Origin of the sequence: Mycolicibacillus koreensis (assembly GCF_002104795.1) — a bacterium.
GTDB lineage: Bacteria > Actinomycetota > Actinomycetes > Mycobacteriales > Mycobacteriaceae > Mycobacterium > Mycobacterium koreense.
This window is the reverse complement of record NZ_NCXO01000004.1, coordinates 100,855-114,387: the sequence shown is the minus strand read 5'-3', so window position 1 is coordinate 114,387 and position 13,533 is coordinate 100,855. Positions and strand designations below refer to the sequence as shown.

Below are 13,533 nucleotides of genomic sequence, written 5' to 3'. Positions count from 1 at the left end.
GGTGATGTTCGCCGTGACCGACCTGCCGATCCCGATCGTCGCCGCGCCGATGGCCGGCGGCCCCAGCACCGTCGACATGGCGGTCGCGGTCTCCGAGGCCGGCGGGCTGGGCTTCATCGCCGGCGGGTATGTCAGCCCACAGCGACTCGCCGACGACCTCGCCGCCGCCGCGGCCCGCAGCAGCGCGCCCATCGGGGTGAACCTGTTCGTCCCACAGCCCAGTACCGCGACACCGGCCGCGTTGGACCGCTACGCCGAGGCGCTGGCGCCGCTGGCCGACCGGTACCGCACCCGGGTCGGGGCGCCGGAGTTCGACGACGACGGCTGGGAACAGAAACTCGAGGCGGTGGCCGATGCCCGGCCCGCGGTGGTGTCGTTCACCTTCGGCACCCCGGCCCGCGACGTGCTCACCGCCCTGGCACACCGCGGCATCGCGACCCTGGTCACGGTCACCTCGGTGGACGAAGCCGCGGCGGCGGTCGACGCCGGTGCCGGCGGCCTCGTCGTGCAGGGACCCGGCGCCGGCGGGCACCGCGGCACCTTCGACCCCGACGCCGAGCCGGCCACCGTGCCGCTGACCGAGCTGCTCACCGCGATCGGTGCCGCCCACTCGGTGCCGGTGATCGCCGCCGGGGGACTCGCCGACCCCGCCGACATCGCCGCGGCGCGCCGCGCCGGTGCGTGCGCCGCACAGGTCGGGACCGCGTTGCTGCTCGCCGATGAGGCCGGGACCAATCCGGTGCACCGTGCCGCGCTGGCGGCCCGGCGCTCCGGTGCCACGGTGGTCACCCGGGCCTTCTCCGGGCGCTGGGCGCGCAGCCTGACCAACACGTTCACCGCGGGCCTGAGCCCGCTCGCCCCGGCGGGATATCCGCAGGTCAACCGGATGACTGCGCCGATCCGGGCGGCCGCGGTGGCCGCCGGGGACCCCGACGGCACCAGCCTGTGGGCCGGGGTCGGGCACGCCGCGACCCGGCCGGGACCGGCCGCGGAGATCATCGCCGCGCTGGCTGGTTAATCCGGGTCGCAGAGCGCGGCGGCCGCCTCCGCCGACAGCAGACCCGCCGCGGCCAGCCGCGGCCCCACATTGCGCAGCCGGGGCTGGCGGGCCGCCGCGGCGCGGTACTCGGTGTGCGCCTCGGCGAGGCGCCCGCTGCGGGCCAGCAGCACCGCCCGCCACAGCGGGCCCTCCGGATTGTCGGCACCGAGCACCGGCTCGACGGTGCGGGTTCCGGCCGTGACCGCGTCGACCAGGCCCGCCGGAAGCTGCTCGTCACCGTCGATGACCAGACCGAAGGCCGCCCCCAGGGCGGCGGCGGCGTGGTGGCGCTCCAGCAGCCGGGCCAGGTCGGTGATCGGCTCGGCGCTGTCGTCGACACGCAGATCCACCAGCACCTGGTCGTGCGGCGCCGGCCCGCGCACACCGCTGACCACCAGCAGGGCCGCCGACTGCCGACCGCGCAGGTCACCCCCGGCGTCCTCGCCGGCCTGCAACGCCGCCAGCAGCCGCCGCGCCGGGTCGGGGTGCCCGGTAGCGGTGATAGCGCCCGCCATCGCGTCGAGAACCGACTCGTCGGTGAGCAGGTTGCCCTGCACGCACCACCCGTCGCCGCTGCGGTGGCCGGCGGCCGGCAGGCAGCGCGCCCCGGTGTGCACGGCGGTGGCGCCGGTCGCGTCGATCATCGCCACCTGCCGCAGGTCGCGGGCCTCGTCGGCGGCCACCAGCCCGCGCAGCGCCGTCGCGGCGCCCGCACCGGCCTCCAGTGCCGCCAGGCCCCGCGGCCCGTACCCCCGATCGGGGACCGCCTGGGTGGCCACCGCGCCCACCCCCGCCAGCGCCCACGGCACCACCGCGCCCACCGCCAGGTAATGCGACTGCACCGCCACCGCGAACCCGCCGGTCGCCGGGTCGCGCAGTAACACCGAGTAGGTCATGGCCCCGATTGTCCCAAGGGGCATCTACGATCGAGCAGTGCCGGGCCGATGGCCCGGGCGCGGTGCAGCCGATCAACTACTGGTCCGTGCGCGCGAGTGGTTCGGTGGACCGTCTCGCACTGATGATGAAAATGAGAACCACCTGAGATTATTGTCGGATTCGTCTAATCTAAGCCGTTAAGACCGCTAGTCCGTCGAGCTGGTGGCCGGTATAGGAGCAGCACCGTGAGCTTTACAGACAGCATCTACGAGATCGCGAAGAAAGTCCGCGACCTCAAAAGCACGATCGAAACTGAAGAGGCGACGAAAAACGCTTTCGTTATGCCGTTCATCTCGAAGGTGCTCGGCTACGATGTGTTCAATCCGAACGAGGTGGTACCAGAATTTCACTGCGATGTCGGCACTAAGCGAGGCGAGAAAATCGACTACGCCGTGATGAAAGACGGCAAGGTCTGCTTACTCATCGAATGTAAGAAGGTGGGGGAAGTACTCACTCTCCGCCATGCTTCCCAACTGTTCCGGTACTTCGCGACAACCGACGCACGTATCGCGATCTTGACGAACGGGCAGGAGTACCAAGTCTACACCGACGGTGATGTACCGAATCGGATGGACGAGAAACCGTTCTTGGTGTTCGACCTGCTCAACATCGACAGCACCCTGGTCCCCGAACTTCAAAAGCTGTCTAAAGAAGCCTTTGACCTCGACTCGGTGATGAACGTTGCCGAAGAGCTTAAATACATCGGGATGATCAAGCGGATCATCGCGATAGAGGTCAAAGACCCCTCTAACGACTGGCTTCGGTTCTTCATCGGGAAGGTCTACGCCGGCAACGCTACGCAAAAGGTCATGGATCAGTTTCGTCCGCTGATCGTCAAAGCGATCAATCAGTACATTAACGGTCAGGTTAATGACCGACTTCAGAATGCTCTCGGGGACGACGCGGAGATAATCAACATGCCAGGCAGAGTTTCGGTGGTCGAGGCCCCTGCTGAGCCCGCCGGGGAACGCTCAGACGACGTTATCGCCTCCGACATCATCACCACCGACGAAGAGCTAGAAGGGTTCAACATCGTCCGGGCTATCGCGGTGGCCGAGGTACCACCGGAGCGTGTGGTGTTCAGGGACGCGAAGTCGTACTTCGCGGTATTGCTCGACGACAACAACCGAAAGCCGATCATCCGTCTACATCTGAACAGCCAGACAACGAAGTACGTCACGACGTTCGAGGCGGACAACACCGGTGTTCGCCACGACATACAGACCGTCATCGACATCTACAACGTCACAGACTTGATCCGCAAAGCGATCCGGAGGCACGAAAACACGTGAGATCCCAATAATCCGATCTTGTATGTGCACCTAGTTGCCCCTCTATCGTTGCCGCAGGATGGTGACGGACAACCGTCGGTTGGCCCGCCAAACAATTCCCCGCAACGGTCAGCCAACTCACCGATGCGTTCCCGCTGACCGCGACCGGCAAAGTTCGCAAGGCCGAGTTGCGCCTACGCAGCATCACGCTGCTGGGCCTGCCCGCCGACCCCACGATCGTGTGACCACACGGCGCCGAATCGGTGAGAGGATCACTGCCATGACCACCTCAGCAGCCCCGTCGGCGACCGGGTCCATCAGGATCGACGCCGCACCGGAGACCGTCTACGCGCTCATCACCGACCTTTCGACCCTGGCCGAGTTGGCCGAGGAGACCACCGCGATGCGGTGGCGACGCGGCGACGCGGCGCAGCCCGGAGCGGTGTTCACCGGCGACAACCGCCACGGTCGGCGGCGGTGGAGCACCACCTGCACCGTCGCCGAGGCCGAGCCGGGACGCCGGTTCGCCTTCGACGTGCGCACCGCGATCGTGCCGGTGGCCCGCTGGGCCTACGAGATCACCCCGACCGACGACGGCTGTGAGGTCACCGAGAGCACCTGGGACCGCCGGCCCCCCTGGATCCGCGGAATCACCGGACTGGTCACCGGAGTCTCCGACCGCGCCGCCGCCAACACCGAACACATCCGGCTGACCCTGGGCCGGCTCAAACAGCGCGCCGAACGGCGATGATGCGCTCCGGGGTTCCCGAATCCGAGCCCCCGACCTATACTCAATTATTCGATTTGTCCACAATCACGACAAATCATAGGAATTTGTAAACCTGGAGGTTGGGATGCTCACCGCGAACCCGCGCGACCCCGAGACGCACCGGCAGACCCACATCGCCGAGCGCGACACGGCGTCGGACCACGAACACATCGTGCTGCAGGCCCGCGACGTCCGCTTCGACTGGGCGCAGCTGCCGGTGCACTACGTGCCCGGCGAACCGTTCGCCACCCACTTCTGCAATGTGCTGCACCTGTTGCTGCCGGCCGGGGAGGAGTTCTTCGTCGAGGTGTTCAAGCAGGCGCTGCCGCTGATCCGCGACGAGCAGCTGCGCCGCGACGTCCAGGGATTCATCGGGCAGGAGGCCATCCATTCGCAGGCGCACGCCGGGGTCGTCGACCACTTCGCCGCCCGCGGCATCGACCTGTCACCGTTCACCGACCAGATCCGCTGGCTGTTCGAGAAACTGCTCGGTGACCGGCCCCGCTGGAGCGTGCGACGGCAGCGGGCCTGGCTGGTGGAGCGCGTCGCGCTGGTCGCCGCGGTCGAGCACTACACCGCGATCCTGGGCGAGTGGATCCTCCAGACCCCCGCGCACGACGCGATCGGCACCGATCCGGTGATGCTGGACATGCTGCGCTGGCACGGCGCGGAGGAAGTCGAACACAAGGCGGTCGCCTTCGACGTGATGAAACATCTGCAGGCCGGCTATCTGCGCCAGGTGCGCACCCAGCTGCTGGTCACCCCGCTGATGCTGCTGCTGTGGGTGCGCGGGCTGCGGTTCATGTACTCGGTGGACCCCGAGCTGCCCGCCGGCACCGCGCCACGCTGGCGGGACTGGTTCGCCTCCGCGCGCCGCGGCCTGGTGCCAGCCCCGTGGCGGTTCCTGCGCGTGATTGGCGCCTACTATCGCCCCGGCTTCCACCCCTCCCAGCTCGGCGGGGTGGAGCAGGCCGTCAACTACCTGGCCGTCTCCCCGGCGGCCCGGGCCGCCCATTAAGGAGCGCCGATGACCGACGCCGCACCCACCGCGCCGCCGACCGAAACCACGCGGGTTACAGCCGACGACGGGGTGACACTGGCCGTTCACCGCTACACCGCCGTCGACCCGGGGCGCCCGACGCTCCTGGCGATCCACGGCTACCCCGACAACCACCACATCTGGGACGGGGTGGCCGCCGAGCTGATCGGCTCCTACCCGGACCGCTACAACATCGTCGCCTTCGACGTGCGCGGCGCCGGCGCGTCGACGGTGCCCGCCGAACGGTCGGCCTACCGGTTCCCGCAGTTGCTGGCCGACATCGGCGCGGTCATCGCCGACCTCGGTGTCGAGCGGGTGCACCTGCTGGGCCACGACTGGGGCTCGATCCAGGGCTGGGCGGCGGTCACCGACGCGGCGCTGAGCCCCGCGATCGCGTCCTACACGTCGATCTCCGGACCGCACCTGGACTACGCGGGCCGGTTCCTGCGCTCGGGGCGCAGCCCGCGATCCCTCGCCGACGTGATCACCCAGGGGCTGGCCTCCGGCTACATCGGGCTGTTCTTGACCCCGCGGGTGCCCGAGGCGCTGTTCCGGTCCGGGCTGGGGCAGCGCGTCATCGCCGCGATGGACCGGATCGGGCGCAGCAGCACCCGCGCCCGGCAGCTCCCGGCGCTGCGCACCCAGAAGGACTACCTCAACGGCCTGAACCTGTACCGGGCGAACATGCCTGCGCCGCTGCTGAACCCGGCCGCGGCGCTGCCGGAGACCACGGTGCCGGTCCAGGTTCTGGTGCCGCGCAAGGACATCTTCGTCACCCCCGCCCTGCAGCGGTACACCGGCGCGGTGCCCGACGGAGGCCGCGTGGTGCCCATCGAGGGCGGTCACTGGGTCGTCACCGCCCGCCCCGACGTGATCGCCCGGCTGACCGCCGAATGGGTGGACCGGGCGCAGGCCGGCACCACCCCGAGCGGGCCGACGCAGGTGCGAACCGGGCGTCGTGACCCGGCGGGCAAGCTGGCGTTGGTCACCGGGGCCGGCGCGGGGATCGGGCGGGCCACCGCGGTGGAGCTGGCCCGCCAGGGCGCGCGCACCGTCGTCGTCGTCGACCGCGACGCCGACGCCGCCGAGGCGACCGCCGAGGAGGTGCGCGCCGCCGGATCCGAGGCCGCGGCCTACCGGGTCGACGTCACCGACGACGCCGCCATCGCCGCGTTGGCCGAACAGGTCGCCAGCGAACACGGTGTGGTCGACATTCTGATCAACAACGCCGGAATCGGTATGGCGGGACGCTTTTTGGAGACATCCCCGCAGAACTGGGATGCGATCTTGGCGGTCAACCTGCGCGCGGTGCTCACCGGCAGTCGGGTGTTCGCCGAACAGATGGTCAACCGTGGAGAAGGCGGCACCATCATCAACGTCTCCAGCGCCTCGGCCTATCTGCCGTCGAAGGCGATGGTCGCCTACAGCACCACCAAGGCGGCGGTCCTGGCATTCAGCGAATCGTTGCGCGCCGACCTGGCCGACGACGGCATCACCGTGACCGCGGTCTGCCCGGGGTTCGTCAACACCAACATCGCCAAGAGCACCGTCTACGCGGGCATGTCCGCCGAGGCCGAGCAGCAGGCCCGCGACAGGGCCGACGCCGCCTACCGGCGGCGCAACTACACCCCGGAGGCGACCGCCACGGCGATCGTCAACGCGGTGCGCACCGGGCCGGCAGTCCTGCCGATCGCCCCGGAATCGCGGCTGGCCTACGCGATGCGCCGGATCAGCCCGGGCGCGATCCGGCTGCTCGCACGGATGGACATCCGTCAGACCTGACCAGATCGAGTAAGGGAAGACTCTGTGTCGCAAAAGCTTTGGGGAACCCGACCCGGCGACCTGTACGGCCGCCGGCAACGGGACCGGCTCTACACCGCGCTGTGGGGGATCGGGGTGCTGTTCGCGGGAGTGACCGCCGCGTCACGGTGGAACCCGGCGAGAATCACCCCGGTGCCGCGCACCCGCACCGCCGTGATCACCAAACGCCAGACGCTCGCCCCCGACGTGGTGGCGTTGACGTTGGCCGACCCGGACGGGGGACTGCTGCCGGCGTGGACGCCGGGCGGGCACATCGACGTCGTGTTGCCGTCGGGGCGGCGACGGCAGTATTCCCTCTGCGGTGAGCCTGGCCGGCGCCTGGACTACCGCATCGCGGTGCGCCGCATCGCCGACGGCAACGGCGGGTCGATCGAGATGCACGAGGCCTACCGCGAAGGCGACACGCTGCACTTTGAAGGGCCCCGCAACGCTTTTCATCTCGGCAGTGGGGAATCGGCGGTGCTCTTCGTCATCGGGGGCATCGGAGTCACCCCCATTCTGCCGATGATTCGTGAGGCGCAGGCGCGCGCACTGAACTGGCGTGCGGTCTACGTCGGGCGCAGCCGCGAGTACATGCCGCTGCTCGACGAGGTGATGGCCGTCGATCCGCAGCGGGTCACCGTGTGGGCCGACGACGAACGCGGTCGCATCGCCACGGTCGCCGAACTGCTCGCCGACGCCGACGGTGACACCGCGGTCTACGTCTGCGGGCCCGGCGGCATGCTCGAGGCGGTGCGGGTCGCTCGCGGCGAGCACGCCGACGCACCGCTGCACTACGAACGGTTCAGCCCGCCGCCGATCATCGACGGCGTCCCCTTCGAGCTCGAGTTGGCCCGATCGGGGAGGATCCTGCAGGTACCCGCCGACCGGTCGGCGTTGGCGGTGATGCTCGAGACCGACCCGACCACGCCGTACTCCTGTCAGCAGGGCTTCTGCGGCACCTGCCGGGTCGGGGTGCTCGACGGCGCGGTCGACCGGTGCGGACGTACCGCCGAAGGCGAGCACGACATGCTGGTCTGTGTGTCGCGCTCCCGCGGGGGGCGCATCGTCATCGACCGTTGATCGGGCGCCGGGCGCGGAGGCTCATTCGCATGCACCCGCCCGGCGCGCCGCGGCGCCCGACTAGGCTTTGACTATGCGAGTCGCAGTGCTGGGCGCCCGGGGCAAGGTCGGAACCACCATGGTCACCGCGGTGCGGGAGGCCGACGACCTGACGCTGTCCGCCGAGATCGACGCCGATGACCCGATGAGCCGGCTCGTCGAGACCGGCACCGAGGTGGTCATCGACTTCACCCACCCCGACGTGGTGATGGACAACCTGAAGTTTCTCATCGACAACAACATTCACGCCGTGGTGGGCACCACCGGATTCACCGAGCGGCGCGTCGATCAGGTCCGCGGATGGCTGGCCGACTCCCCGAATACCGGGGTGCTCATCGCGCCGAACTTCGCGATCGGCGCGGTGCTGTGCATGCACTTCGCCCGGCAAGCGGCCCGGCATTTCGAATCGGTGGAGGTCATCGAATACCACCACCCGCACAAGGCCGACGCCCCCTCGGGCACGGCCACCCGCACCGCCGAGGTCATCGCCGAGGCACGTGCCGGGATGCCGGCCAACCCGGACGCCACCAGCACCGCACTGCCCGGGGCGCGCGGCGCCGACGTCAACGGGGTGCCGGTGCACGCGGTGCGGATGACCGGCATGGTCGCCCACCAGGAGGTGCTGTTCGGCACGACGGGGGAGACCCTGAGCATCCGCCACGACAGCTACGACCGCACCTCGTTTGTGCCCGGGGTTCTGCTGGGAGTGCGCGGGATCGCTGCGCGGCCGGGGCTGACGCTGGGCATCGAGCCGTTGCTCGATCTGCAATGAACACCGACCCGGCCGACCCCAAGGCTGACCCCAAGGCTGACGGCGCGCGCGCCCTGCGGCTGCAGGTGCTGATCGCAGCCATGTGCGTGGCGTTGATCGGGTATTTCATCCTGCTCGGGCGTTCGGCACTGCTGCTGATCGGCACCGGGCGGCCCGCGGCGGTGGGGCTGGGCCTGGCGGTGCTGATCATGCCGGTCGTCGGTGCCTGGGCGCTGGTGGCGACGCTGCGTGCCGGCTTCGCCCATCAGCGGCTGGCGCGCCTGGCCGCCGCCGACGGGATGGAACTCGACGTCAGCGCGTTGCCCAAGCGCCCCTCCGGGCGGGTGGACCGCGACGCCGCGGACACCTTGTTCCACCGGGTGCGCGCCGAGGTCGAGGCCGATCCCGGCGACTGGCGGCGCTGGTACCGGCTGGCCCGCGCCTACGACTACGCCGGTGACCGCGGTCGGGCGCGGGCAGTGATGAAAAAAGCCGTCGCGATGCAGGAGGGCCGATGAGCGCGACACTGCTGATCATCCACCACACCCCGTCGCCGTTCTGCCAGGCGATGTTCGAGGCGGTGCTCGCCGGGGCCACCGACCCGCAGATCGAGGGCGTGGAGGTGGTGCGCCGCCCGGCGTTGAGCGTGTCGGAGTCCGACATGCTGGCCGCCGACGGCTACCTGCTCGGCAGTCCGGCCAACCTGGGCTACATCTCCGGGGCCCTCAAGCACGCCTTCGACACCACCTACTACCAGATCCTCGACGCCACCCGGGGCCGGCCGTTCGGGCTGTACCTGCACGGCAACGAGGGCACCGAGGGTGCGGAGCGGGCTGTCGACTCGATCACCACCGGACTGGGTTGGACCAAGGCCGCCGACTATGTGACGGTCTCGGGAAAACCCGGCAAGGAGCATCTCGAGGCGTGCTGGGAACTGGGTGGCACCCTGGCGGCCCACCTGATGGGATGAGCGGCGCCGCTGGAGGCCCTCGGCCCGCCGGCCGGGGGTTACGGTGAGCGGGCCGACGGTGCCGCCGGCGGATCAACTCCGGTGAAGGAGCGCAGCGATGCCCGGTCTGGCTGAGATCGCGTTGGGTTCGGCGCCCTTGGTGGGTGGGGCGCTGCTGGGTGCCGCAGTCGGCAACCTGCGCGGACCCGACATCCGCGCCGGGATCAACGCCGACCTCGACCTGCTGGAGCGGCTGCCCGCCGAGCAGGCCGCGCGTCGGGCCGCACTGCAGCGCACCGTCGACGACCGCATCGATGCGCTGATTGCCGCCGCCGAGCAGCGTCGGGCGCTGCGCGGCTGGGCGCTGTCGTATCGCGGCAACTGGCGCGACGTCGTGCTGTTCGTCTGCGTGGTGTTGTTCGCGGTCATCTGGTGGCACGTCGACCATTCCCGACCCAACTGGCTGGCGCTGTTCGTGGCGCTGCTCGTGCTGGCGGGGATCACCGCGGTGTACGCGGCGCGCGGGGTGGTGCGGTCGGTGCGGGCCGCACTCGACCGCCGCCACCCCGCGGCCAGCTAGCCGCCGAGCCGGGCGGCGAAGAACTCGCGCAGCGCCGCCCAGTGCCGCTCGGCGGCCTGCGGGTCATACGGCGGGTTGTCGGGGACGGCGAAACCGTGGGCAGCCGGATAGATCTCGACGGTGTGCTCCACCCCGGCGGCGCTGAGCGCCTCCTCCAACTGGCGGGCCTGCGCCGCGGTGAAGCTGGCGTCGCCCTGCGCGCCGGCGACATACACCGCCGCGCGGATGTCGGGTGCCGCCCGGTGCGGACTGTCGGCGGCGTCGGTGGCCAGCCCGCCGCCGTGGAACGAGGCCGCCGCGGCGACCCACTCGCCGAGCCGACCGGCCACCACCAGGGCGGTGCGCCCACCCATGCAATAGCCGCACACCCCGAAGGGCTGCCCGGCGACCTCCGGGCGCCCGGCGAGGTAGTCGAAGAACGCCGCGGCATCGGCGGCCATGCGCTGCGGGGTCACCGAGCGCATCAACCCGAATATCCGGGCCCGTTCGGTCGGATCGGTGAACGCGGTCGCCATGTCGAACGGCGCCCAGTCCCGGCGGTAGTACACGTCGGGGACCAGCACCACGTACCCGAACCCGGCCAGGTGCGCGGCCATCTGCGTGAACGTCTCGCGTGCTCCGCCCGCGTCGGGATACATCACCACGCCCGGCCACGGCCCGGGGCCGTCGGGGACCGCCAGGGTGAGCCGGCAGGAGCCGTCGGCGGTGGTGAGGGTGTCGGTGAGGATCGGCATGGTTACCGTTGTACCGCCCCGTAAGCTGAGCGTGTGCCGATCGCTACCCCGTACGAGGATCTCCTGGCCCTGGTTCTTGAGCAGGGAACCGCCAAAGCCGACCGCACCGGTACCGGAACCCGCAGCCTGTTCGGTCACCAGCTGCGCTACGACCTGGCGGCCGGATTCCCCCTGATCACCACAAAAAAAGTGCACACCAAGTCGGTGATCTATGAACTGCTGTGGTTCCTGCGCGGCGACACCAACGTCGGTTGGCTACGCGACCACGGCGTGAGCATCTGGGACGAATGGGCCTCGCAGAGCGGCGATCTGGGCCCGATCTACGGGGCGCAGTGGCGTTCCTGGCCCACGCCGACCGGCGAGCACATCGACCAGATCGAACGGGCGGTGCACCTGCTGCGCACCGACCCGGACTCCCGGCGCATCATCGTCTCGGCGTGGAACGTCGCCGAGTTGGACAAGATGGCGCTCGCGCCGTGCCACGCCCTGTTCCAGTTCTATGTCGCCGACGGCAGGCTCAGCTGCCAGCTCTACCAGCGCAGCGCCGACCTGTTCTTGGGTGTGCCGTTCAACATCGCCAGCTACGCGCTGCTGACCCACATGATGGCGGCGCAGGCCGATCTGGCCGTCGGGGAGTTCGTGTGGACCGGCGGGGACTGCCACATCTACAACAACCACGTCGAGCAGGTCCGCGAACAGCTCTCCCGGCCGGCCCGGCCCTACCCGCGGCTGCACCTGGCGCCGCGGGACTCGATCTTCGACTACACCTTCGACGACGTCACCGTCGTCGACTACGACCCGCACCCGGCGATCAAAGCCCCCGTCGCGGTATGACCGGGCTGATCTGGGCGCAGTCGCGCACCGCGGTGATCGGGCGCGACGGGACCATCCCCTGGCATCTGCCCGAGGACCTGGCGCATTTCAAGGCGCTGACCACCGGGCGCACCGTGGTGATGGGGCGGCGCACCTGGGAGTCGCTGCCGGAGGCGGTGCGCCCGCTGCCCAAGCGGCGCAACATCGTCGTCACCCGCAACCCCGGCTACACCGCCGCCGGAGCCCAAGTGGTCAGCGACCTCGAGTCGGTGATCGCCGAACCGGACAGCTGGGTGATCGGGGGAGGCGAGATCTATGCGCTGGCCCTGCCGCGGGCGACCCGCTGCGAGGTGACCGAGGTCGACGCCGCCGTCACCGCCCGCCCCGGCGATGTGCTCGCCCCGGTGCTCGACGACTCCTGGCAGGCCGAGGTGGGCGACTGGCAGACCAGCCGTACCGGTCTGCGCTACCGCTTTGTGAGCTACCGGCGGGCGTGAGCACGCTGACCCGGGCCCAGGCGCGCCGCATCGCCGTGCGCGCCCAGGGCTTCGACCGGCCTGCTCCACGGGCTCCGGTGACCCGCGCCCACCTGCGTCGGCTCCTGGCGCGAATCCAGCTGCTGCAACTGGATTCAGTGTCGGTGGCGGTGCGCGCCCACTACGCGCCGGTCTTCTCCCGGCTCGGCCCGTATGACCGGGCGCTGCTCGACCGCGCCGCCTGGGGGCCGGGGCCGCGGATGCTGGTGGAGTACTGGGCGCACGAGGCCGCCCTGATCGCCGTCGAGGACTGGCCGCTGCTGCGCTGGCGGATGCGCCGCTTCCCGCACGGCCGGTGGGGCCGCCACGTGGTGCGCGCCAACCCGGACCTGGCCGAGGCGGTACTCGCCGCGGTCACCGAGTTGGGTCCGGCCACCGCCGGGCAGATCGAGGCCCACGTCGCTGACGTCGCCGGCGGCGGGCGCGCCGGTGCCCGCGCCGGCGGCTCCTGGGGCAACCGCAGTGCCACCAAATGGGTCGCCGAGGCGCTGTTCTCCGCCGGGCGGCTGACCACCGCCACCCGCGTCGGGTTCGCCCGGCACTACGACCTGGTCGAGAACGTGCTGCCCGCCGACGTCGTGGCCTGCGACGTCGACGAGCCGACAGCGATCCGGGAGCTGGTCGCCCGTGCCGCGGGCGCGCTCGGGGTGGCCACCGCCGCCGACCTGCGCGACTACTTCCGGCTGTCGGCCGCGCAGACCAAACCGGCGATCGCGGCGCTGGTCGCCGGCGGTGCGCTGGAACCCGTCACCGTCGAGGGCTGGCCGGACACCGCGTATCTCACTGGCGGCCAACGAGTCCCGCGCCGCGACGTCGGCACCGCGCTACTGTGTCCGTTCGATCCGCTGATCTTCTGTCGCCCCCGGGTGGCGCGGCTGTTCGACTTTCACTACCGCCTGGAGATCTACACGCCGGCACCGCGGCGCCGCTACGGCTACTACGTGTGGCCGTTTCTGCTCGACGGGGAACTGGTGGGCCGCGTCGACCTCAAAGCCGACCGGGCGCGCGGGGTGCTGCAGGTGATCGGCGCGTTCGGCGAACCGGGACGAGACCGCTCCCGGGTGGCCGCCGCGCTGGCCGGTGAGCTGGGGGCCATGGCGTCCTGGCTGGGGCTCGACGACGTCGCGGTGGGCTCACGCGGTGACCTGGTGGGCGCGCTGCGCACGGCACTGCGCAGGCACTGAGTCCCACCGG

The 13,533-nt window shown here is 70.5% G+C and carries 15 protein-coding genes; 13 read left to right on the top strand and 2 right to left on the bottom strand.

From position 1 onward, the window contains the following. The first annotated feature begins 1 nt into the window (after nucleotide 1). Nucleotides 2–1,018, top strand: a complete 1,017-nt coding sequence (locus tag B8W67_RS03190) for a nitronate monooxygenase (RefSeq protein ID WP_372507415.1) — start codon at nucleotides 2–4, stop codon at nucleotides 1,016–1,018. Here B8W67_RS03190 and B8W67_RS03185 read toward each other — a convergent pair. Beyond that, the gene (locus tag B8W67_RS03185; protein ID WP_069392652.1) at nucleotides 1,015–1,935 is read right to left on the bottom strand and encodes a DUF1028 domain-containing protein; all 921 of its coding nucleotides are present in this window, start codon (nucleotides 1,933–1,935) and stop codon (nucleotides 1,015–1,017) included. The genes B8W67_RS03190 and B8W67_RS03185 overlap by 4 nt on opposite strands. Nucleotides 1,936–2,160: 225 nt before the next feature. On the opposite strand from B8W67_RS03185, the gene B8W67_RS03180 reads away from it, so the two are divergent. The 9 genes from B8W67_RS03180 (at nucleotide 2,161) to B8W67_RS03140 (ending at nucleotide 10,256) form a co-directional block, all read left to right on the top strand. Beyond that, nucleotides 2,161–3,267, top strand: a complete 1,107-nt coding sequence (locus B8W67_RS03180) for a type I restriction endonuclease (RefSeq protein ID WP_085302232.1) — start codon at nucleotides 2,161–2,163, stop codon at nucleotides 3,265–3,267. Between the two features lie 259 nt (nucleotides 3,268–3,526). After that, nucleotides 3,527–3,997: an SRPBCC family protein gene (locus B8W67_RS03175; RefSeq protein WP_085302230.1), complete on the top strand. Its 471-nt coding sequence runs from the start codon at nucleotides 3,527–3,529 to the stop codon at nucleotides 3,995–3,997. A gap of 103 nt (nucleotides 3,998–4,100) precedes the next feature. After that, nucleotides 4,101–5,033 (top strand): metal-dependent hydrolase, encoded by a 933-nt coding sequence (locus B8W67_RS03170; protein ID WP_069392614.1) that lies wholly within the window; start codon nucleotides 4,101–4,103, stop codon nucleotides 5,031–5,033. 9 nt (nucleotides 5,034–5,042) lie between these two features. After that, complete coding sequence (locus tag B8W67_RS03165) at nucleotides 5,043–6,836, top strand: SDR family oxidoreductase (protein WP_069392613.1); 1,794 nt, start codon at nucleotides 5,043–5,045, stop codon at nucleotides 6,834–6,836. Between the two features lie 24 nt (nucleotides 6,837–6,860). Then, nucleotides 6,861–7,937, top strand: a complete 1,077-nt coding sequence (locus B8W67_RS03160) for a PDR/VanB family oxidoreductase (protein ID WP_069392612.1) — start codon at nucleotides 6,861–6,863, stop codon at nucleotides 7,935–7,937. A 73-nt stretch (nucleotides 7,938–8,010) separates the two neighbouring features. Beyond that, nucleotides 8,011–8,748 carry a 4-hydroxy-tetrahydrodipicolinate reductase gene (gene dapB, locus B8W67_RS03155; RefSeq protein WP_069392611.1) on the top strand — a complete coding sequence of 246 codons (738 nt, stop codon included), beginning with the start codon at nucleotides 8,011–8,013 and terminating at the stop codon, nucleotides 8,746–8,748. Then, nucleotides 8,745–9,245: a hypothetical protein gene (locus tag B8W67_RS03150; protein ID WP_069392610.1), complete on the top strand. Its 501-nt coding sequence runs from the start codon at nucleotides 8,745–8,747 to the stop codon at nucleotides 9,243–9,245. The genes dapB and B8W67_RS03150 overlap by 4 nt, the downstream gene beginning before the upstream one ends. Then, nucleotides 9,242–9,697, top strand: a complete 456-nt coding sequence (locus tag B8W67_RS03145) for a flavodoxin family protein (RefSeq protein ID WP_069392609.1) — start codon at nucleotides 9,242–9,244, stop codon at nucleotides 9,695–9,697. The genes B8W67_RS03150 and B8W67_RS03145 overlap by 4 nt, the downstream gene beginning before the upstream one ends. Nucleotides 9,698–9,794: 97 nt before the next feature. Continuing rightward, on the top strand, nucleotides 9,795–10,256 hold the full coding sequence (locus tag B8W67_RS03140) for a hypothetical protein (protein ID WP_085302229.1): 462 nt from the start codon (nucleotides 9,795–9,797) through the stop codon (nucleotides 10,254–10,256). Here the strand turns inward: B8W67_RS03140 and B8W67_RS03135 are convergent. Next, complete coding sequence (locus B8W67_RS03135) at nucleotides 10,253–10,990, bottom strand: dienelactone hydrolase family protein (RefSeq protein WP_069392607.1); 738 nt, start codon at nucleotides 10,988–10,990, stop codon at nucleotides 10,253–10,255. The two genes, B8W67_RS03140 and B8W67_RS03135, sit on opposite strands and share 4 nt — an antisense overlap. 33 nt (nucleotides 10,991–11,023) lie before the next feature. Between B8W67_RS03135 and B8W67_RS03130 the strand changes: the two genes are divergently transcribed. The 3 genes from B8W67_RS03130 to B8W67_RS03120 are packed head-to-tail and all read left to right on the top strand — an operon-like array spanning nucleotide 11,024 to nucleotide 13,523. Continuing rightward, a complete protein-coding gene (locus B8W67_RS03130) occupies nucleotides 11,024–11,824 on the top strand; it encodes a thymidylate synthase (RefSeq protein ID WP_069392606.1) in 801 nt (266 codons plus the stop codon). Then, nucleotides 11,821–12,300, top strand: a complete 480-nt coding sequence (locus tag B8W67_RS03125; protein WP_069392605.1) for a dihydrofolate reductase — start codon at nucleotides 11,821–11,823, stop codon at nucleotides 12,298–12,300. Before B8W67_RS03130 ends, B8W67_RS03125 begins: the two co-directional genes overlap by 4 nt. After that, nucleotides 12,297–13,523 (top strand): winged helix-turn-helix domain-containing protein, encoded by a 1,227-nt coding sequence (locus B8W67_RS03120; protein WP_069392604.1) that lies wholly within the window; start codon nucleotides 12,297–12,299, stop codon nucleotides 13,521–13,523. The genes B8W67_RS03125 and B8W67_RS03120 overlap by 4 nt, the downstream gene beginning before the upstream one ends. Nucleotides 13,524–13,533: the final 10 nt, after the last annotated feature.